At 61.7% G+C, this 20,767-nt stretch carries 17 protein-coding genes; 3 read left to right on the forward strand and 14 right to left on the reverse strand.

The window, feature by feature from the left end:
• Window positions 1-318: 318 nt before the first annotated feature.
• The 4 genes from IGW03_RS27630 to IGW03_RS27645 form a co-directional block, all read right to left on the reverse strand.
• On the reverse strand, window positions 319-1,281 hold the full coding sequence (locus IGW03_RS27630) for a Bug family tripartite tricarboxylate transporter substrate binding protein (RefSeq protein ID WP_194725741.1): 963 nt from the start codon (window positions 1,279-1,281) through the stop codon (window positions 319-321).
• A gap of 42 nt (window positions 1,282-1,323) precedes the next feature.
• On the reverse strand, window positions 1,324-2,343 hold the full coding sequence (locus IGW03_RS27635; protein WP_194725742.1) for a cyclase family protein: 1,020 nt from the start codon (window positions 2,341-2,343) through the stop codon (window positions 1,324-1,326).
• 65 nt (window positions 2,344-2,408) lie between these two features.
• Entirely contained in the window at window positions 2,409-3,644 is a 1,236-nt protein-coding gene (locus IGW03_RS27640) for a CaiB/BaiF CoA transferase family protein (protein WP_194725743.1), read from the reverse strand.
• Window positions 3,645-3,664: 20 nt separating this feature from the next.
• A complete protein-coding gene (locus IGW03_RS27645) occupies window positions 3,665-4,585 on the reverse strand; it encodes an HpcH/HpaI aldolase/citrate lyase family protein (RefSeq protein WP_228536134.1) in 921 nt (306 codons plus the stop codon).
• Between the two features lie 105 nt (window positions 4,586-4,690).
• Between IGW03_RS27645 and IGW03_RS27650 the strand changes: the two genes are divergently transcribed.
• Window positions 4,691-5,602: a LysR family transcriptional regulator gene (locus IGW03_RS27650; protein WP_194725744.1), complete on the forward strand. Its 912-nt coding sequence runs from the start codon at window positions 4,691-4,693 to the stop codon at window positions 5,600-5,602.
• 11 nt (window positions 5,603-5,613) lie between these two features.
• Here the strand turns inward: IGW03_RS27650 and IGW03_RS27655 are convergent, their stop codons facing one another.
• The 10 genes from IGW03_RS27655 to urtA form a co-directional block, all read right to left on the reverse strand.
• The gene (locus tag IGW03_RS27655; RefSeq protein WP_194725745.1) at window positions 5,614-7,269 is read right to left on the reverse strand and encodes a nitric oxide reductase activation protein NorD; all 1,656 of its coding nucleotides are present in this window, start codon (window positions 7,267-7,269) and stop codon (window positions 5,614-5,616) included.
• A 33-nt stretch (window positions 7,270-7,302) separates the two neighbouring features.
• The gene (locus IGW03_RS27660; protein ID WP_194725746.1) at window positions 7,303-8,133 is read right to left on the reverse strand and encodes a CbbQ/NirQ/NorQ/GpvN family protein; all 831 of its coding nucleotides are present in this window, start codon (window positions 8,131-8,133) and stop codon (window positions 7,303-7,305) included.
• Complete coding sequence (locus IGW03_RS27665) at window positions 8,130-9,170, reverse strand: aliphatic amidase (protein WP_194725747.1); 1,041 nt, start codon at window positions 9,168-9,170, stop codon at window positions 8,130-8,132. The genes IGW03_RS27660 and IGW03_RS27665 overlap by 4 nt, the downstream gene beginning before the upstream one ends.
• A 60-nt stretch (window positions 9,171-9,230) precedes the next feature.
• Window positions 9,231-9,581: an FmdB family zinc ribbon protein gene (locus IGW03_RS27670; protein ID WP_194725748.1), complete on the reverse strand. Its 351-nt coding sequence runs from the start codon at window positions 9,579-9,581 to the stop codon at window positions 9,231-9,233.
• Between the two features lie 14 nt (window positions 9,582-9,595).
• A complete protein-coding gene (fmdA, locus tag IGW03_RS27675; RefSeq protein WP_194725749.1) occupies window positions 9,596-10,828 on the reverse strand; it encodes a formamidase in 1,233 nt (410 codons plus the stop codon).
• A gap of 57 nt (window positions 10,829-10,885) precedes the next feature.
• Window positions 10,886-11,575, reverse strand: a complete 690-nt coding sequence (gene urtE / locus IGW03_RS27680) for an urea ABC transporter ATP-binding subunit UrtE (RefSeq protein WP_194725750.1) — start codon at window positions 11,573-11,575, stop codon at window positions 10,886-10,888.
• A gap of 18 nt (window positions 11,576-11,593) precedes the next feature.
• Entirely contained in the window at window positions 11,594-12,337 is a 744-nt protein-coding gene (urtD, locus tag IGW03_RS27685; protein ID WP_194725751.1) for an urea ABC transporter ATP-binding protein UrtD, read from the reverse strand.
• A gap of 41 nt (window positions 12,338-12,378) precedes the next feature.
• The gene (urtC, locus tag IGW03_RS27690; RefSeq protein WP_194725752.1) at window positions 12,379-13,593 is read right to left on the reverse strand and encodes an urea ABC transporter permease subunit UrtC; all 1,215 of its coding nucleotides are present in this window, start codon (window positions 13,591-13,593) and stop codon (window positions 12,379-12,381) included.
• Window positions 13,594-13,630: 37 nt separating this feature from the next.
• Entirely contained in the window at window positions 13,631-14,545 is a 915-nt protein-coding gene (urtB, locus tag IGW03_RS27695) for an urea ABC transporter permease subunit UrtB (RefSeq protein ID WP_194725753.1), read from the reverse strand.
• A gap of 106 nt (window positions 14,546-14,651) precedes the next feature.
• A complete protein-coding gene (urtA, locus tag IGW03_RS27700) occupies window positions 14,652-15,935 on the reverse strand; it encodes an urea ABC transporter substrate-binding protein (RefSeq protein ID WP_194725754.1) in 1,284 nt (427 codons plus the stop codon).
• A 192-nt stretch (window positions 15,936-16,127) separates the two neighbouring features.
• Between urtA and IGW03_RS27705 the strand changes: the two genes are divergently transcribed.
• On the forward strand, window positions 16,128-19,529 hold the full coding sequence (locus IGW03_RS27705) for a hybrid sensor histidine kinase/response regulator (protein WP_194725755.1): 3,402 nt from the start codon (window positions 16,128-16,130) through the stop codon (window positions 19,527-19,529).
• The gene (locus IGW03_RS27710; RefSeq protein WP_194725756.1) at window positions 19,504-20,412 is read left to right on the forward strand and encodes a response regulator transcription factor; all 909 of its coding nucleotides are present in this window, start codon (window positions 19,504-19,506) and stop codon (window positions 20,410-20,412) included. Before IGW03_RS27705 ends, IGW03_RS27710 begins: the two co-directional genes overlap by 26 nt.
• Window positions 20,413-20,767: the final 355 nt, after the last annotated feature.

Genomic DNA, 20,767 nt, shown 5'->3' on the forward strand with positions numbered 1-20,767 from the left:
TGGGGAAGTAGCCCGGACCCATGCGGCCGGCGGTGCCCATGGAATACTCCTGGCCGATCAGCACGGCGGCCAGGCCGAAGCCTATGAAGATGGCCCCTGACCAGAAGTCCTTGGGGTTACGGATGAATGTACTCATGTCTAGACCTTGTTTTTATAAGCAATATTGAATACGAGTCTGGTGATTGAGTTGATCTCGGCTGCCAGACCTGCATTTTGAACAATGCAGAAGGAACGCAAAAACCCGCGAGAGCGGGTTTTTGACTTCAGCAATCAACAGCCGTGCAAAACATCAGACAACATGCCGGACAGCCTGGGCCCTCATTCGGTCGTGATGTTGTTGCTCTTGACAAGCGCTGCCCAGCGGCTCATTTCGTTGCCGAGGAACTTCGAGAATTCGTCCGCGGAGCTTCCTACCGGATCGAGGCCGAGTCCTTGCAGCTTCGAGCGGGTGGCCGGGTCCTTGAGCGCCGCCACGACTTCCTTGTTGAGGCGCGCCACGATGTCGGGCGGCGTACCCTTAGGCACGAAGAAGCCGTTCCATTCCAGGACTTCGAAGTTCTTGAATCCGCTTTCGGCCAGTGTCGGCACGTCGGGAAGCGCCGCCATGCGCTTGGAGGAGGTCACCGCGAGGGCGCGCAGCCTGCCCGACTTCACGTAGTTCATGCCGGAGGCCGCATTCGAAAAATACGAATCCACCTGTCCGCCCATCACATCCATCAGTGCCGGTGCACCGCCCTTGTAAGGCACATGCAGCATGTCGATCTTGGCCTGGTTCTTGAGCAGCTCGCCGATTAGGTGCGCTGCGCTGCCGGGGCCGTAGGATGCATAGGTCATCACGCCGGGCTTCTTGCGTGCCTGTTCGATGAATTCGGAAACATTCTTGTACGGTGCATTCGGCGGCACCACGAGGATGTTGGGAACGGTAACGGCCAGCGATACGGGAACCAGATCCTTCTTCGCATCGAAGGGCAGCTTGCGCAGCGCCGGGTTCACCGAGAAGGAGGATGCATCGTACAGAACGGTGTAGCCGTCCGGATCGGCCTGTGCCACGGCGTTGGCGCCGATGCTGCCGCTGCCGCCTGCGCGATTCTCGATGATGACCTGCTGCCCCATCTGCTGGGACAGGCGCGGAGCGAGAATGCGCGCCGCGTTGTCCGCACCGCCGCCCGGAGAATAAGGCACCACCACGCGGATCACTTTCGACGGATAGGCCTGGGAGAAGGCTGCCACGGGAGCGCTCGCAATGACAAGCGCGGCAACCAGTTTCTTTAACACTGACATGATGACTCCTCGTATAGTTAGTTGTATTGGAAATAAATGAATTCAGACCGTGGCGATCGGATTGGCGGGTGAACCGACGGCGCCCGGCAGGTGCAGCGGCGGCGCAGTCAGAAGAAACGCATGACGGCCATGCCGGCGCAGCCAGCCTGCCAGGTCCGACAGGTACCACATCTCCCCGAGCGGAATGCCGAGCTTGAAAAGGCAATGCTCGTGCAAGGGCAGGAGCGGTCCGGTCTGCCCTTCCGGAAGCGCCTGGCGCCGCTCTTCGACGGCATAATTGTCGGCCGCAATCGCGGCAATGTTCGAAGCAGCTATCCATTCCAGCAGCTCTGCATCGGTTCCGTCGAGTACGGCACAGCTCGAGCGAAGCGTCTGATGGTCTTCTCCCGGTGTCAGGGTCGCGGCGAGCCGGGCGAATCCGGTATGCAGACAGAGGATGTCGCCGCGGCGCACTTCCACCCGGTCCGCTTCGATAGCCTTCATCAGATCGGCGTAACCGATATGCCTGCGTTCGGTGCCGAAGTGATGGCACAAGTCGACCAGCACTCCCCTGCCCTGCACGCCGTGCTGAGCGGAAGCGGCCACCGACAATGCCTGCGCGCCGTGATAGTCGTCCAGCGATGCCACTTCTCCCTGCGCGACCGCAAAGCCGTTGTAGCCCACCGCTTCGGCGACGCCGTCCCCATCGGCATCGAACAGCGAACCGACATGGCCGAGCGCATCCCACTGTGTCGAGTATTGCGGCGAGATCGTGACGCGGTCATCGCTGATGACGTCGGTCGCGCCGGGCAATATTTTGCCAAGCGGATAGTTGAAGTACGGAGCGCCGTTTTGCATCGCCGGCTCCAGGTACGGCGGCCGTCGGCGGGGATTGAGGACCGGCTGACGCGGCACATCCAGCGGCAGGCTGAGCGAAAAGGTGATGCCTTCATGGACTTCCCGTATCGCAGCCAACCGCTCCTGGCGGCCGATCAGGTTGAGCCGGCCGAGCTGGTCGTTTTCTCCGAAGTCGCCCCAGTTGGATCCAGGCGGACGCTGCGTCCAGCGTTTGTTACCTGTCATATTCAATTTCCTATGCTTCCTATGGTGTTATTGCATGCTGCATGCAGTCCGGACCCCGCCCGGCATTACTGCTGCGACGCCGGAACGATGACCTTGAGTTCCTTCAGGCGCTCGACCTCCGCGTCGGAGTAGCCGTGCTGCAGCAGGATTTCTTCCGAATGCTGTCCGAGCGCAGGCGCGGCAAACGGGGCGGGACCTGCCGTGTCGCTGAACGTTACCGGCCTGCCCATGCCCTTGTATCGGCCGACCAGCGGATGCTCGAATTGCTCGACGATGCCTTCCGCCTCGACTTGCGGATGGGTGAACATGTCCTCGATCGAACGCACTGCGGCGCACGGCACGCGCTCACCGAAAAGCTCTTCCCACTCCAATGCGCTGCGCATCTGCAATGCGGCATGGAGCTGGGGAATGATCTCGTCGGCAGCCTGCGCGCGCTTGCGCACGGTGTCGTAGCGGGGATCTGCGGCAAGTGCGCCCAATCCGGTCAGCTCGCACAGGTCTTTCCAGAAATGCGGCGTATTGGCGGAGATGTACAGATAGCCATCGCGAGTCGGATGGATGCCGGTGATGCCGCCGGAACGCATGTCGCGGTCGATCTCCTTCGGCTCGCCTTCCGCCCAGATGAAGCGGGCCGACTGCATGGTCAGCGCGCTTCTGAGCAGGGATACACCGATCGACTGGCCTTTGCCCGTTTTTTCGCGCTTGTACAGGGCCGCCGACACGCTGAACGCCAGCATCGATGCCGCGTAATAGTCGACGATGGAGCCGTAGGCGATTTCCGGCTTGTCCCTGCCCATCCCCTGAAACGTGCAGATGCCGGTCATGCTTTGCAGCACCTGGTCGTAGCCCGCCTTGTCCTTCAGCGGACCGGTTTCGCCATAACCCGTGATGGCGCAATAGACGAGGCGCGGATTGATTTCACTCAGGCGGGCATAGTCGATCCCGAGGCGCGGCGGCACCGAGGGGCGGAAGTTGTGCACGAACACGTCGGCGGATGCGACAAGACGTTCCAGCACGGCAAGCCCTTCCGGCTGCTTGAGGTCGATTACGATGCCGCGCTTGCTTCGATTGACGCCGAGGAAGGCGCGTCCCTCCTGCTTCAGGGTGGAAGGATACTTGTGCAAGGTATCGCCCTGCGGCGGCTCGACCTTGATGACTTCCGCGCCAAGATCGGCCAGCAGGCTGCATCCATACGGCCCGGCAATATAGCCGCTCAGATCGAGCACCTTGATTCCCGACAGCGTTCCCTCTTCGCGACCTTCCTGACTCGTCTGCGCCGCGCTGCCATCCAGTGTGTTCATGGTTTTTCCTATTGTCAGTATCAAGTGCCGCTTGCTGCCGAAATGCGCCCGAGGCGCTGGGCCATGTCCACGATGGCTTGCGCCCGCATTGCAAAGGGTGCGTCGATCATCTTGCCGTTCACGGCGATCGCACCGACTCCGTGCAGCTGCGCCTGACGCCAGGCAGCGGTGACCTGGAGCGCATCGGCGATCTGCTTGTCGCTCGGCTGGAATACCTCATTCGCAGCGGCTATCTGGCTGGGATGGATGCAGGTCTTGCCCGCAAAGCCGAGGCTCATTGCCGCCAAGGCTTCGCTGCGGAATCCGTCTGCATTCCTGATATCGCCGTAGGCTGCGTCATACGCAGCCACGCCGGCTTCGCCTGCCGACAAGCGCACCATGAGCTGAATCGTCTGGATGGCCTTCTCATTGGCGCGGTCGATACCAAGGGGTTCGAGCAAGTCGGCGAATCCGAGCTGGAGCCCGATGATGCGCTCATCCGCAGCGGCTATTTCCGCCGCCAGCCGCAATCCCTTGGGCGACTCGATGTTGGCCAGGATGCGCACCGGGCTGTCGATGCCGCGCTTTTTTTCAACGCGGGCAAGCACTGCAGCAGCACGCCGCACATCCTCTGCCGATTCAAGCTTGGGCACGTTGATGATGCCGGTTCCAGGGTACAGGCAGGCATCGACATCGTTCTCGAAATGCGGCGTGTCGAGTCCGTTGACCCGCACGATCACGGTTTTGCCATTGCCGGAAAAATCGGGGCTGGCCAGGAATGCCCTTACCGCTTCCCTTGCCTGTCCTTTCTGCGTTTCCTGCACCGCATCTTCCAGATCGATGGAGATCGCATCGGCGTCGCTTTGCAGCGCCTTGCCGAACAGTTCGGGACGCGATCCCGGCACGAACAACTTGCTGCGGATGAAGGGGACAGCTGCTTGCCGGAGAGTTGATGCAGACATATTGAGAAACACGAGGAAGGCCTGAAATGACAGCGCCAAGTATAGAATTTTTGAAAGCCGAGAAAAACTATATAATTCTTTCTTCAAAAGATAGAAAATGTTTTCATGGACACGCGTTTTCTGGAAAGCTATGTCACGGTCATCGAACATGGCTCGATCGCGGAGGCCGCTCGCCGCCTGAATCTCACGCCGGCTGCGGTGGCCCAGCGCATTCATGCGCTTGAACGCGACATGGGAACGCAGCTTCTGGTGCGCTCGGGCAGAACGGTCAAGCCCACCGAAGCGGGCTTCAATATCATCGACCAGGCCAGGCAGCTTTTGCACAATGCGAGGGATCTGAAGGCCATCGCCAATGACCAGACCGGTGCCGGCGAATTGCGTCTGGGCGCAATTGCCACCGCACTGAACGGCCTGCTCCCGGATGTCTTCGCCGCGCTTTCAAAGTCTTATCCGCTTCTCTCGATCTACGTCGCGCCGGGCACCTCGGAATCGCTGTATCCGCAGGTGATGGCCAGCGAACTCGATGCCGCCGTGATCGTTCAGCCGGAGTTTGCGATTCCGAAAACCTGCGGCTGGACCACGCTGCGCCAGGAACCCCTGATCGTACTGGCGCCGTCCACCCTGGCCACGCACGACCCGATCGAGGCGTTGAAGGCGGCGCCGTTCATCCGCTATGACCGCAATGCCGTGGGCGGGCGCATTGCCGACCGCTACCTGCGCAACGCCGGCATTCAAACGCAGGACCGGTTCGAGCTCACGTCATTGACCGCCATAGCGCTGCTTGTCGACCGTGGTCTGGGCGTGTCGCTGGTGCCGGAGTGGGCGCCGCCCTGGCCGGAAGGTCTTTCCCTGAAGAAGATGCCGATCGGAGACCATGCATACGTGCGGCGCCTCGGCTTGATCTGGAATCAAGCCTCGGCACGCCTTCGATGGATCAAGATCTTTCTTGAAAAGGCGGAAGCGATCAGCGTGAATGAAGCGGGCGATGCCGGCTTGAGGTTGCGTTCATCGAAATAACGAACGAGCCATTACCGGAACGGCCGGAGCAAGGCTTCTGCCAGCATGGAAAGATTCGACACTTGCATGCATGGCGGATTCGGGCTGCGCTGCCCGGTCATCCTGGCATCGTTACCGGTCGTCAATTCGAGGTTCAGCACCTGCACTCCCTGTCTCCGCGCTTCCTGTTCCGCATGCTGCAGATCTTCCAGCAAGTAGCGCGGATCGTGGATGTCAACATCATGCGGTCTGCCGTCAGTAACAAGAACAACCAGGGCGCCGGGAACGCCATGCATCAAACGCGTCGCATGGCGAACTGCGGCGCCGCTCCGGGTAGACCATTCCGCCGCCAAGCCGGCCAGGCGCGCCAAGGTCGTCGGAGAAGTCGCCGGTTCGCCCTCATTCTTAATCGGATGAATGCGCACGCAGCGGCGCGTATTCGAGCTGAACGCCAGGATGGTGCAATCATGCCCGGCGCGCTCGAACGCGGCGCCGGCCAGTACCGTCGCCAAGGCCATGCCGTCAAGCAGGCGACAGTCCGACAGGCCAAGCCATGACGGGCATGCGCAGCCGGTGGAGACCGACGCATCCAGAATGAACACGACGTGGCGGCGCGTGGGCACCATTGCCGCGTCGAGATGGATGTCGGTTCTCGGCGAGCCTCCGGCACGCAGCGCTATTGCGGCGTCAACGAGCGCCGCTTCATCGAAGTCGCCTCCTGCATTTCCACGCATGGGCTTCGTGCGCAACGCCGTCCGGCGGCGGATACGAATTGCCATTGCCCGAATCCAGGCCGCATGTCTCTCAAGCTGTTCCGAGATCATGGCAGGATTGCCTTCCTGCGGCCGCATCTCGAACAATCCGCACCAGTCGGGCCGGTGACGCGAAATCAGGCGGTCCCATTCCGGTACTGTGCCGAGCGGACGCATTTCACGTGCTTCGCTTTCCATTGGACTGCCGGCGCCGAAACTGTCTGACGCCTCCTTGCCCGATGCCGCCTGATCGATGTCCTGCGGCGATGCGATGGCCTTGCCTTCCGGCATGCGCCAGAGGTGGGTGTTATCATCGCGATAAGCCGGCTGCACTTGGCAGGTGCCGGCATCGTAGCGCATGCGCATCTGCCCGATATCGTTGGCTAGGATCGATGCGGCCCTGCGCATTTCCTGCCAGCCCGCACCGCATGCGCTGCTGTAAAGGCGCCTTCCCTTTTGCACCCATGGATGGTCATCTTTTCGCATTGGATCGAAGAGTGCGCATGCCAGGCGCCGAAACAGCGCATCGAGCGTCGCATCGTCCGTTGCCAGTTCATCGTGAAATGGCTGCCAGAGCCGGCGCAGTCCCGGCAGTGCCTCCATGGCGAGGTGTTCGACGCGCGTATCCTCGAAGACTCCCAGGATAGCCTGGTGCAGCGGCTTGATTGCCGCATCGTCGGGTGAGCCGGAACTGAAATGCAGATGCGCAACGGCATGCGCGGCCGCCGCATGGATAGCCCTGTACCGGGCACCCCGGCCCGTGTCTTTGACAGACGGGAGATGCAAGGTCGGCGACAACGCCGCCTGCCGATCAAGCACCGGCCGCGCCGGCATGGACGAGACCGGGGCCGCAGCCGCATCGTCGGCCGCCTTCATCGCAACGACATGCAATGCCGTTCCCCAAAGCGCATGCATCAGCAGACGGGCGCTTTGCATCGTTTCCTGCATGCGGTCCTCAAGAAGGACAAATCAATACAGCGAGACATTGACGATCTCGCGCAGTGCGTCAAGCAGCGCCGCATCCTCCGACAAGGGATCGACGATTGCCTGCATGCACGCGGACCTGATGGGCAAGCCCGCCTTCACCAGTGTGGCGGCATGAATCAGCATCCGCGTGGATGCGCCTTCCTCCAGCCCCTGGCCGGCAAGGCGCCGTGTGCGGCTGCCGATCGCGGCCAATTGCTTTGCGATGTTTTCCTCTATGCCTGCCTCCAAAGAAATGATACGGCTTTCGGCGGCCTGGTCCGGATAATCGAATGCAAGCGCCGTGAAGCGCTGGCGGGTGGACGGCTTGAGCGCCTTTTCCATCCTCTGGTAGCCCGGATTGAAGGACGCGACCAGATGGAAGTCGGGATGTGCGCGTACGACCTCGCCGCGCTTTTCCAGCGGAAGAATGCGCCTTGCGTCAGCCAGCGGATGCAAGGCGACGATGGTATCGGCCCTGGCCTCGAACACTTCGTCGAGATAGCAGATGGCGCCGTACCGGGCCGCGAGCGCAAGCGGCCCGTCGCTCCATCGGGTGCCTTCGGCATCGAGCAGCCAGCGCCCGGTCAGATCATGCGCGGTCAGGTCGTCATGGCAGGCGACGGTGATCAGCGGCTTGCCGAGGCGCCACGCCATGTATTCGACGAAGCGGGTCTTTCCGCATCCTGTCGGCCCCTTGAGCAGGAGCGGCAAACGGTGTGCGTGGGCCGCTTCGAAGGCCTGCACTTCGTCGCCGACCGGCTGATACCGGGGCTCTTCCCGTATCAGCCAGTCCGCCAGGGGATGGGATTGCAGATAGGCGGTCGCCCGGGTCATTTATGCGTTACCGTCTCGGGATTGGGAATGCCGGGAATCGGACACTCTTCGGTTCCGACCGTCGAGCGCGTCAATGCTTCCACCATCTTTTGCGTGCCCTCGGGATCGTTGATCCACTTGCCGTAGAACTCGTACGGACAGGCGGCCACGCCCTTGTCGCCTTCGCGCGAATTGATCTTGCCGGTATAGCCGCGATGCAGCAGCTTGAACAGATGGTTTTCCGACTGGCCGTTCTTGCGGAAGTCGCGTATCAGGCTCTTGCTCAGCGCGGCATACTGCACGCCATGCTCTTCCTCGCCGCATTCGCCGAGGGTGCGGCCGTCGAAGCCGATGATGGCGGAGTGGCCGAAGTAGGAGTACACGCCGTCCCAGCCGGTGGCGTTGGCCACGGCGACATAGCAGTTGTTGGCCCATGCCATGGCCTTGGCCATCAGCACCTGCTGGTCCTTAGCCGGGTACATGTAGCCCTGGCAGCGCACGATCAGCTCGGCACCTTTCATCGCACAGTCGCGCCAGATTTCCGGATAGTTGCCGTCGTCGCAGATGATCAGGCTGATCTTCAGGCCCTTCGGGCCTTCCGAGACATAGGTGCAGTTGCCTGGATACCAGCCCTCGATCGGCACCCAGGGCATGATCTTGCGGTACTTCTGCACGATCTCGCCGCGGTCGTTCATCAGGATCAGGGTGTTGTACGGCGCCTTGTTCGGATGCTCCTCGTGCTGTTCGCCGGTCAGCGAAAACACGCCCCAGACCTTGGCCTTGCGGCAGGCTTCGGCAAAGATTTCGGTTTCGGCGCCCGGGATGGTGGAAGCGGTCGCATACATTTCCTGGTGGTCGTACATGATGCCGTGCGTACTGTACTCCGGGAAGATCACCAGGTCCAGGCCCGGCAGGCCGGTTTTCATGCCTTCCACCATGGCGGCGATCTTGCGCGCATTCTCGATCACTTCGGCCTTGGTATGCAGGCGCGGCATCTTGTAGTTGACGACCGCAACGCCTACCGTGTCGCGGCTGCTCGATATATCTCCATGCAGCATTGTGAATCCTCGATGTTGATGAATTAACGATGGTCAGCGCATATTCGATGGTCTAATCGTTCAATGGCTGATCATCCAGGGGCGCTTGGTCGGAAACGCCTTGGCGCCGTTGGGTGCGGTGACGGTCGCGCCGCGCTTGCCCGGCGAACAGCAGCCGCAACCCGCTGGATGGCGCCGGACGCCGCGCCCGGTGTAATCCTTCGACTGCAGCGGCGCATGGGCGGCGCGTTCGTTGGTTTCATGCGCGGCACGGGCGCCGCCGGCCATGGCCGCCAGCCGCGGCGCCGACAGCAAGGTGCGCTCGGAACCCTTGCCGCAGGCCGGGCAGGCGCAGGGTTCGTTGCGCTGCGCCAGGCTGCGCAAGGCATCGAAGGGCCCGCAATCGGTGCAGACATAGTCGTAGGTCGGCATGGCGGCGCTCCTCCTTAAATGACGTCCTGGGAAATCGGCATGTCGATGCTGCCGTCGAGCATCTTGACCGGCCCGGCCGCGGTCGGGTTGATGTCGAAGTCGAATATCTCGGTCGGCAGCCATAGCGTCGCGCAGGCATTCGGCACATCCACCACGCCACTGATATGGCCTTGCACCGGCGCCGTGCCGAGGATGGAATAAGCCTGGGCGCCGCTGTAACCGAACTTCTTCAGATACTCGATGGCATTCAGGCAGGCCTGGCGGTAAGCGACGTTGACGTCGAGGTAATGCTGCTTGCCGCCCTCGTCCACCGAGATGCCTTCGAAGATCAGGTAGTCCTTGTAATTCGGCGTGATCGGGCTCGGCTTGAAGATCGGGTTCTTGATGCCGTACTTGGCCATGCCGCCCTTGATCAGCGCAACCCGCATATGCACCCAGCCGGCCATCTCGATCGCACCGCAGAAGGTAATTTCGCCGTCGCCCTGGCTGAAGTGCAGGTCGCCCACGCTCAGGCCGGCACCATCCACATACACCGGGAAGAACACGCGCGAGCCGCGCGACAGGTCCTTGATGTCGCAGTTGCCGCCGTGCTCGCGCGGCGGCACGGTGCGCGCGCCCTCGGCCGCTGCCTTGTCGCGCGCGTCGCCCATCAGCTTGCCGAGATGGGCGGTCGCGGCGAACGGTGGATTGGCCAGTCCCGGCACGCGGTCTGGATCAGTGGCGATCAGCGCCTTCTCGCGTTCATTCCAGGTATCGAGCATCTCCTGGCTCGGCAGGCAGCCGATCAGGCCGGGATGGATCAGGCCGGCATACTCGACGCCCGGTACGTGGCGGCTGCGGGTGAACATGCCGTTGAAATCCCAGATCGACTTCTGCGCCAGCGGGAAATGGTCGGTGAGGAAACCGCCGCCGTTCTTCTTGCTGAAGAAGCCGTTGAAGCCCCAGGGGCTTTCCGACTTGGCGCCGATGTCGAGCAGGTCGACCACCAGCAGGTCACCGGGCTCGGCGCCCTTGACGCCCACCGGGCCGGACAGGAAGTGCACGATCGAGAGATCGATGTCGCGCACGTCGTCGGCGCTGTCGTTGTTCTGGATGAAGCCGCCGGTCCAATCGTAGGTTTCAAGAATGAAATCGTCGCCCGGGTTGACCCAGCAAGCCATGGGCACGTCCGGATGCCAGCGGTTATGCACCTGCTCGTTTTCGTAGGCGGATTGCTTGAGGTCGACTTTGATTAGGGTATCGGGCATGTTGCATCTCCTGTAGGAAGGCTGATGTGGTGACGTGAAAAGACAGGGTGAAAGAATTCAGACCGAGAGATAGGATTTGATATGGGCGATGTCGGTCTCCTCGCGCGACACCTCGTGCACCAGCCGTCCGCCCTCGATGACGAACAGACGGTCGGCCACATCCATCGCAAAGGACAGCACCTGCTCGGAGACTATGATTGTGATCTCGCGCAGCTTGTGGATCTCATTGAGCGCCTTGGCTATGTCCTTGATGATCGAGGGCTGTATGCCTTCGGTCGGCTCGTCGAGCAGGAGCACCTTGGGATTGGTGACCAGCGCGCGCGCAATGGCCAGCTGCTGCTGCTGGCCGCCGGAAAGGTTTCCGCCCTTGCGGCGGCGCATTTCCCACAGCACCGGGAACAGCGCATAGATCTCGTCCGGCACCTTGCGGCTTGCTGAATTCTCCAGCCCGGTCTGGATGTTTTCCTCGACGCTCAGCGTCGGGAAGATCATGCGGCCCTGCGGCACGTAGGCGATGCCCTTGGCCACTCGCCGGTAGCTCTCGTCGCGCGAGACGTCCTCGCCGTCCACCTGGATCTGGCCGGACTTGAGCGGCATGATGCCCATCAGGCTCTTGAACAGCGTGGTCTTGCCCATGCCGTTGCGCCCCATGATGGCGACGGTCTCGCTTTTTCTTCCCTCGAACGAGATGCCGTGCAGCGCCTGGCTCTGGCCGTAGGCGACGAAGATGTCCTTGACATTCAGCATTGGATTTCCCCCTTGATTTCAGTGGCCGAGATACACGTCGATGACCTTCGGATCGTTCTGCACGGCTTCCATCGCTCCTTCGGCCAGGATCTTCCCCTGGTGCATCACCGTCACCTTGTGGGCGATCTGCTTGACGAAATCCATATCGTGTTCGATTACGATCACCGCCCTGTTCTTCGAGATGCGGCGCAGCAGGTCGGCGGTCAGCTCGCGCTCGCGGGCGCTCATGCCGGCGATCGGTTCGTCGAGCATCAGGAGTTCCGGTTCCTGCATCAGCAGCATGCCGATCTCCAGCCATTGCTTCTGGCCGTGCGACAGCAGGCCGGCTTCCATGCCGAGGTTCTGCTGCAGGCCGATCTCCTCGGCCACGGCCTGGATGCGCTCACGCACTTCATCGGTGCAGCGGAATCCGAGCGCGCCGAACACCGAGCGGCCGCCGGGATAGGACACTTCCAGGTTCTTGAAGACGCTCAGGTTTTCATAGATGGACGGCGTCTGGAACTTGCGGCCGATGCCTCGCCGCACGCGCAGGTGCTCGTCCATCCCCACCAGCTCCTCGTTCTTGAACTTGATGCTGCCGGCGCTGGCCTTGGTCTTGCCGCAGATCAGGTCCAGCAATGTCGTCTTGCCCGCGCCATTGGGGCCGATGATCACGCGCACTTCATCGCGATTGACGTACAGGGTCAGCTTGTCGATGGCCTTGAATCCATCGAAGGAGACCGTCAGGTCTTCCACGGCCAATGCAAAGTCGGTATTGCTCATGCTTGTTTCCTTGTCAGGGTTGCGCCGCTGCGTTCATGCCTTCATGCGTTCTGGCTGCCTATGCCTTTGGGCAGTGCGGGTCCGCCCTCGCCGGCCTGATGCGCCGCGTGTGCAGGCTTGGCGACGGCTACTGGAGCTTCGGAAGCCGGTACCGCCGGCCTCGGCGCGGCCGCCGCATGCTTGCGGCGTGCCAGCCAGGGCTTGACGCGGTTTTCGATCAGGCCGGCCAGACCGTCCGGGAATGCCATGGTCACGCCGATGAAGAGCGCCGCCATCAGGAAGAGCCACATGTCGGGAAAGCTTTCGGAGAAATAGGTCTTGCCGAAGTTGACCAGCAGCGCGCCGACCACCGCGCCAACCAGGCTCATCCGGCCGCCGACTGCAGCGAAGATGACCATCTCGATCGAGGGCACGATGCCGACGAAGGACGGGGACATGAAGCCTACCTGCAGGGTAAACATGGCACCGCCGATGCCGGCCAGCGCGGCGCCGAGGCAGAACACGAACACCTTGAACATGCCCACGTCGTAACCGGAGAAGCGGACCCGGTCTTCCTTGTCGCGCATTGCCAGAAGTAAGGTGCCGAAGCGGCTCACCTGTATCCAGCGGCAGAGCAGTACGCTCGCCAGCAGGAGCAACGCGCAGACGTAGTACAGGATCATCTTTGCGGAGTCGGTGCGGATGTCCCAGCCGAGCATGGTCTTCAGATCGGTCATGCCGTTGACGCCGCCGGTATAGCCTTGCTGGCCGATGATGAGCACCGTCAGGATCAGCGCCACGGCCTGGGTGATGATGGCGAAGTAGACGCCTCCCACGCGGCGCTTGAACATGGCGTAGCTGATCACAAAGGCCAGCAGGGTCGGCACCGCCACCACCGCGATCAGCGCCAGCGGCAGGTGCTCGAAAGGCTTCCACCAGGCCGGCAGCGCGGTCAGCTGGTTCCAGTCCATGAAGTCGGGAATGCCCGGCGTGGACTGGATCTTGGTGCTTTCCGGATCGGAGGCTTCCAGCTTGAGAAACATCGCCATTGCATAGCCGCCGAGGCCGAAGAACACGCCCTGCCCCAGGCTGAGAATGCCGCCGTAACCCCAGATCATGACGAGGCCGATGGCCACGAAACCGTAGGTGAGGTATTTGCCGACGAGATTGAGGCGGAAGATATCCAGCGTCAGGGGAAACACCACCAGCAGCAGCAGCGCCAGCGCAACCACGCTGCCCAGCCGGGCGTCAGAGATTCGTGCACGAATGTTTTGCATCGTCATGCTCCATGCGTCGTAGTAGAAAGATGTCGAATCAACGCCGCACCTTGGAGGCGAACAGGCCCTGCGGACGGATCATGAGAATCACCACGATCAGGGACAGGGTCAGCACCTTGGCCATCGATCCGGTCATGAAAAACTCGGTGATCGACTGCGTCTGGGCGATGCCGAACGCCGAGGCCACCGTTCCGAGCAGGCTTGCCGCGCCGCCGAAGGTCACGACCAGGAAGGCGTCGACGATGTAGAGCGATCCGGAAGTCGGGCCGGTCGATCCGATGGTGGTGAACGCTGCCCCTGCCACGCCGGCCACGCCGCAGCCGATGGCAAAGGTCAGGCGGTCGGTCTTGCGGGTATTGATGCCGACCGCATTGGCCATGACGCGGTTGCTGACGGTGGCGCGAACGCGCAGCCCCCAGCGGCTCTTGTACAGGGCCAGCATGACCAGGCCGGTGACCACGGTGGTCAGTGCCAGCACGAAGATGCCGTTGATCGGGATGTCCAGTCCGGGACTCGGCGACCACGATCCCATCAGCCAGTCGGGCAAAGTCGGGCTGACTTCCTTGGGCCCGATGAAGGAGCGGAACAGCTGCTGGATGGCGAGGCTCAGTCCCCAGGTTGCGAGCAGGGTATCCAGCGGCCGCTTGTAGAGATGACGGATCAGCGCCCATTCCACCACCCAGCCCGCGGCGAAGGCCAGGCAGAACGCCACCACGATGGCGAAGGGGAAATACATGGCCATCAGGTTGGGTGCATGCGCTTCCACCAGCGTGGAAAACATGAAGATCGTATAGGCGCCGATCGTCATGAATTCGCCGTGCGCCATGTTGATCACGCCCATCTGGCCGAAGATGATCGCCAGTCCCAGCCCCATGAGCAGAAGGACCGAAAACAGGCTGAGTCCGGCGAACCCCTGCATCAAGCCGATATTTAGAATGTCTGACAGTTCCATTGCCTTCCTCGGTGAATTGCTATGAATGCAGGACCGTCCCGTACGAGAGCGTCCCGCAATGAACGGCCGGCGGCGCCATCAACCGCCGGCCGTTCGGGCTACCCCCTCATTGATAGCCCGCAGGAAATGGATTCGGCTCGATCAGGCTTGGCGATTCGGCAACCACCTTGAAGGTACCGTCGGGCATGCCCTGCGCGATGCGCGATTTGCTCCAGAGATGATGGTTCTTGTGCACCTTGACGTAGCCTTCCGGCGCACTCTTGAGCTCGATGTCGGGCGAAGCGGCCACGACCTTGTCGACATCGAAGCTGCCTGCCTTCTCCACCGCCGCCTTCCACAGCCAGGGTCCCAGATAGCCTGCCTGGGTGACGTCGCCGATGACCGACTTCGGGCCATACTTTTCCTTGAATGCAGCGACGAATTTCTTGTTGTTCTCGTTTTCCAGGCTCTGGAAATACTTCATCGACGAATAGAAGCCGTTGAAGTTTTCGCCGCCCACGCCCAGCATTTCATCCTCGGTCACCGACAGCGTCAGCAGGAATTGCTTGCTGCCGGTGATGCCGGCGGCCTTGAGCTGCTTGTAGAACGCGACATTGGAACCGCCCACCACCGCGGCGAAGATGCAGTCCGGCTTGGCGACCTTGATCTTGTTGATCAGCGAATTGAAGTTGGTATTGCCGAGCGGGTAATACTCTTCGCCGACCACCTTGCCCTTCTGGAAACCCTCGATATGCTTGCGCGCGATCTTCATCGAGGTGCGCGGCCAGATATAGTCGGAACCGACCAGGAAGAAGGACTTCGCTTTCTTTTCCTTCGCGCCCCAGTCGAGGCCGTAGATGATCTGCTGGGTCGCTTCCTGACCTGTATAGATTACGTTCTTGGACTGCTCCAGGCCTTCATAGAAGGTGGGGTAGTAGAGCAGGCCGTTTTCCTTTTCGAAGATCGGCAGCACCGCCTTGCGCGAGGCCGAGGTCCAGCAGCCGAACACCGCGGCCACATGGTCGTTGACCAGCAGCTTCCTGGACTTCTCCGCGAAGGTCGGCCAGTCGGAGGCGCCGTCCTCCTTGATGACGCGGATCTTGCGGCCGAGTACGCCGCCCATCGCATTGATCTGGTCGATCGCCAGCTGCTCGGCCTGGATCGAGCCCGTCTCGGAAATCGCCATCGTGCCCGTTGCCGAATGCAGCTGGCCCACCACCACCTCGGTATCGGTCACCGCCAGCTTGGTGGTGTTGACCTTCGCGGTGGGGAACTGCTGCGCGAACGACAGGCCAGGCAGGCCGGCCAGCGATGCAGCTCCCAGGCCCTGCAGGATGCGGCGGCGCTTGATGTCGAAGCCGGTGGCCGGTGTGGCGCTTGCATCGGTGGGGTGCGGGTTCTTTTCTTTCATGGTGTGCTCCGATGAGTGAATAGGCTGAGGCGATGTTGTTGGTGTGCTGTGCGTTACTTGCGGGCTGCGGGATGAAGATTACTGTCGGGTGCGTAGCCGGCAAATACGTCAATTGACGTACACGCTGCATCGCAGCAAAAGGGCATACTTCTTGCACCCGCGCCATATGGATAAATACAAAGGACACGCTTGATGGAGCCTCGGCCGCAAACGATCTTTCGCATACGGCGCGACTACAACACCTGGGTCGCAAACGAGACGCTGGAGGATTACGCGCTGCGCTACACGCCGCACAGCGCACGCAAATGGAGCGAGATGCGGGTGGCAAATACCGCCCTTGGTGCAATCTCCTTCCTCGCCCTGGAAGCAATTGGTGCAGCCATTGCACTGAAATACGGCTTCTCCAATGCGCTCTGGGCCATACTGGTGGTCGGCCTGGTGATTTTCCTGACCGCGTTTCCCATCGCCGTATATGCGGCCCGCACCGGGCTCGACATGGACCTGCTGACCCGAGGCGCAGGCTTCGGCTATCTCGGGTCGACCGTCACCTCGCTGATCTATGCGTCGTTCACCTTCATCTTCTTTGCGCTGGAAGCGGCAATCATGGCGCTTGCGCTGCAGATGGCCACCGGCTGGCCGATCTTCTGGTGCTACGTCGCGTCCTCGCTGCTCATCATTCCCCTGGTCCTGCATGGCATTACCTTCATCTCCCGCCTGCAGGCATGGACCCAGGGCCTCTGGGCGGCGCTGCTGCTCGCGCCCTTCATCTGGCTGTTCCTGCATGAGCCGGGACTGTTTGCCGGCTTTACCGGCATGGCCGGATCGCAGTCCGGAAGCAGCGGTTTCGATCCGCTGATGTTCGGTGCGGCCACAGCGGTTGCATTCTCGCTGGTGGTGCAGATCGGCGAACAGGTGGACTACCTGCGCTTCATGCCGGAACGTACGGCGCATAACCGTCTGCGCTGGTGGGCGGCGGTGGTGCTCGCCGGACCGGGCTGGATTCTGCCCGGCATGCTGAAGATGCTGGCCGGCGCTTTCCTCGCCTATGCCGCGCTGCATGCGGGTTCTCCCGCAACCCATGCGGCAGAGCCGACATGGCTCTACCTGAACGTATTCGAGCGCATGTTCTCCTCGCCGCTGCTTGCCGTTGCCGTGACGGTGGTATTCGTGATCATTTCTCAGGTGAAAATCAATGTCACCAATGCGTATGCCGGCTCGATCGCCTGGTCCAACTTCTTTTCTCGGCTCACGCGCAGCCATCCGGGGCGGGTGGTGTGGCTGGTCTTCAACGTCGTCATTGCGATGCTGCTGATGACGCTCGGCGTGTTCAGCGCCTTGGAGAAGGTACTGGGCCTGTATGCCAACGTGGCGATCGCCTGGGTCGGCGCCCTGCTCGCTGATCTCGTCATCAACAAGCCGCTTGGATTCAGTCCTAAGCATGTGGAATTCCGGCGGGCTTATCTTTACGACATAAATCCTGTCGGGCTGGGCGCCATGCTGCTCGCCGCTACGGTCGGCTGTCTCGCGCACCTGGGCCTGTGGGGCGACGCCGCGGCCGCATTTGCTCCCTTCCTTGCCCTGATGACCGCGGTGGCGGCCTCGCCCTTGCTCGCATGGTGGACCGGTGGCCGCTATTACCTGGCACGGGTCGACGCTCCTGCATGGAAACCGACCGAGACCGTGCGCTGCGTTGTCTGCGACAACCAGTTCGAAGCGGCAGACATGGCTTCCTGCCCGTCATATGGCGGCTCCATCTGTTCCTTGTGCTGCTCGCTCGAATCACGCTGTCACGACCGCTGCAAATCGGGTTCGCGCGCAGCGGAACAGATATCACGGCTGATGGGAAAGCTATTCCCCCGCAGCAGTCACAAGCCCTTCAACTTCCGTGCGGCGCAATACTTTACCGTTTTCCTGTCGCTGTGCGCGGTCATTGCCTTCGTCCTCGGCGTGGTATTCGTCGGCGAGAATCTCGATGCGCCGCCGGCCGGACTGGCGACCCTGTTCATCAAGATCTTTTCCCTCCTCGCAGTCGTGGCCGCTGCATGCGCTTGGTGGGTCGTGCTGGCCAATGAAAGCCGTCGGATCGCGCATGATGAATCCGAACGCCAGAACCAGCTTCTGCAGCAGGAAATCGATGCCCACCAGCGCACCGACAGTTCACTGCAGAAGGCCAAGGAACTGGCGGAAGCGGCAAGCCAGGCCAAGACGCGGTATGTTGCCGGAATCACCCATGAACTGCGCACGCCGCTCAACAGCATCCTCGGTTATGCGCAAATCCTGCGCAGGCATACCGATCTGCCGGCTGGCGTGCACGATGCGGTCAACACCATTCATCACAGCGGCCAGCACATGCACGGATTGATCGATGGGCTGCTCGACCTGGCGCGCATCGAAGCGGGCCGACTGCGGCTGGATCTGGCCGCCCTGCCCTTTCCGGAATTTCTTTCCCAAGTGGCGCGCATGGTGCAGCCGCAGGCGGAAGCCAAAGGCCTGCGCTTCAGCCTGCAGACGCAAGGCCGGGTGCCGGCCTGGGTGCGCGCGGACGCCAAGCGCCTGCGGCAGATCCTGATCAATCTCCTGGCCAACGCGGTGCGCTATACCGAACAGGGCGAAGTCATTTTCCGCGTCGATTGCCGCCATGATGTCATTCGCTTCGAGGTTCATGACACCGGTATCGGCATTGCGCCGGAAGACCACGAACGCATCTTCGTGCCGTTCGAGCGCGGACCGGCAGGCCGGCGCTCCAGCGAATCCGGCACCGGGCTGGGACTGACGATCACCCATCTGATCACCGAGCTCATGGGAGGTGAACTCCTGCTGCAGAGCGAACCGGGGCGCGGAAGCATCTTCACGGTACGCCTGCATCTGAGCGAGGTCCAGGCGGGTTCCGACCAGAAACGCACGGCGCCGCATGACCTGCAAGCGATCGTCGGCTATCTCGGCCCTCGCCTGACGATATTGATCGTCGACGATCAGCTCATACAGCGCCAGCTGCTGGCCAGCCTGCTGATGCCGCTGGGCTTTTCCGTGAAGGAAGCCGCAAGCGGCCGCGAGTGCCTTGAAGTGCTGACGCAAATGACGCCGGACATCATTCTCATGGATTTGAACATGGGCGAGATGAACGGCTGGCAGACTGCGCGCGCACTTCGCGCCTCCGGCATCGGGGTGCCTGTCGTGATCGTCTCGGCGGATCTTTTCGAGAACAGCACGGCCATGCTGAGCGAGACGCAATGCCAAGGCTTTCTTGCCAAGCCCGTCATCGAATCGGAATTGCTGGAGACGCTTGCGCGCGAATTGCAGATACAGTGGGTGCACGAAGCCCATGGCCTTCCCCGGCCGGAGGAAGGCTCGAGCGCACCGCATAAGCCAAAGCTGCTCCTGTTGCCGGCGGCATTGCGACAGGAACTGTACCACATGGCCCGGATCGGCCACGGCAGCGGATTGCGCCAGCGCCTGCGCGCATTCGCCGCGGAACAGCCTTCCTTGCAAGCCGAACTCGACGGACTGCAGCGGCTGGTGGAGCGTTTCGATTTTGATGCAATCCTGGAATTATTGAAGGAAACCGACGATGAGCCTGAAGATGCCCGATCATGAAGTCCATGCAGGTGTCGTCCTTGTCGTCGACGACGATCTGGCCTCGCTCAGCATGCTGTGCGACGCGCTCAATGGCGAAGGGTATTCCGTCCTGGTGGCGCGCGATGCCGCCGAGGCAATACAGCGCTTCGAGATGACGCTTCCGGATGCGGTACTCCTGGATGCGATCATGCCCGACATGAACGGCTTCGACCTGTGCAGGCATATCAAGCAGGAGCCGGCCTGGGCGCATGTGCCGGTGATATTCATGACCGGGCTCAGCGAAACCGAGCAGATCGTCCATGCGTTTTCCTGCGGCGGCGTCGATTACGTCGTCAAGCCGGTGAAGATTCCGGAAGTGCTGGCGCGTCTGGCAGCTCACATGCGTAATGCCAATGCCGCCCGGCTCGCACGGCAGGCGGTGGACATCGCCGGCATGGGCATCGTGCTGCTCGACCGGCAGCGACGCATCTCCTGGTGTTCCCCGCGCGCGGACCATTTCCTGAAGCATGCGTTCCCGCAGATCGGGGAAGAGGATGAACCTGTCAAATGGCTGCGGGATGAGCAGTCCCGAAATGCATTGAGAACCTTGCCCGGCGGCAGAGCGATTCAAGCCCAGCGCATCGGCCAGGCAGAATTCGGCGAAACCATGTTTCTTCTTCGTGAACTCGATGCACAGCCTCACCGACCTGCTGCGCGCCTGCCCGATACGCCGCTCACGCCGCGCGAGACCGAAGTCCTGTCATGGCTGGCCAAGGGCAAGACCAACCGCGACATCGCCGACATACTCGGCATGAGCCCGCGCACCGTGAACAAGCATCTGGAACATATCTTCGAAAAACTGGGCGTGGAAACGAGGGCGGCGGCGGCGGCACTCGCCAGCCGCATGCATTATTCGGACTAGCGCGTGCATTCGCTGCCGAGCGCATGATGCGCGAACAATCGTGCACCGTTGCGGAGCCGAAATAGCCGTTGAGCGCAGGAATGGTGCCCCTGTCGCAGCCATTTGCACACCTGCAGTGCATCCGGAAAGCGAAATTCAATGCTTAGCCCTTGCTCCCTGCGGCTGCCGTGTATCGAGAGACTCTTTTCCGGCTGGCACACCCTTTGCTGTATTGAGGACAGAGTAGAAGCGGCTAGCGTTTCAATGGAAATGCGGGGCATTGCTCTTGCGGTCATCCGGCCGCACGCTGGATGCGGCGTTGCATCCAGCGTTTGACTTCCGACATCTGTCGGGCCTCAAGAGAGAACATGATGCG

The sequence above is a fragment of the Noviherbaspirillum malthae genome (assembly GCF_015352985.1).
Taxonomy (GTDB): Bacteria; Pseudomonadota; Gammaproteobacteria; order Burkholderiales; family Burkholderiaceae_D; genus Noviherbaspirillum; species Noviherbaspirillum malthae.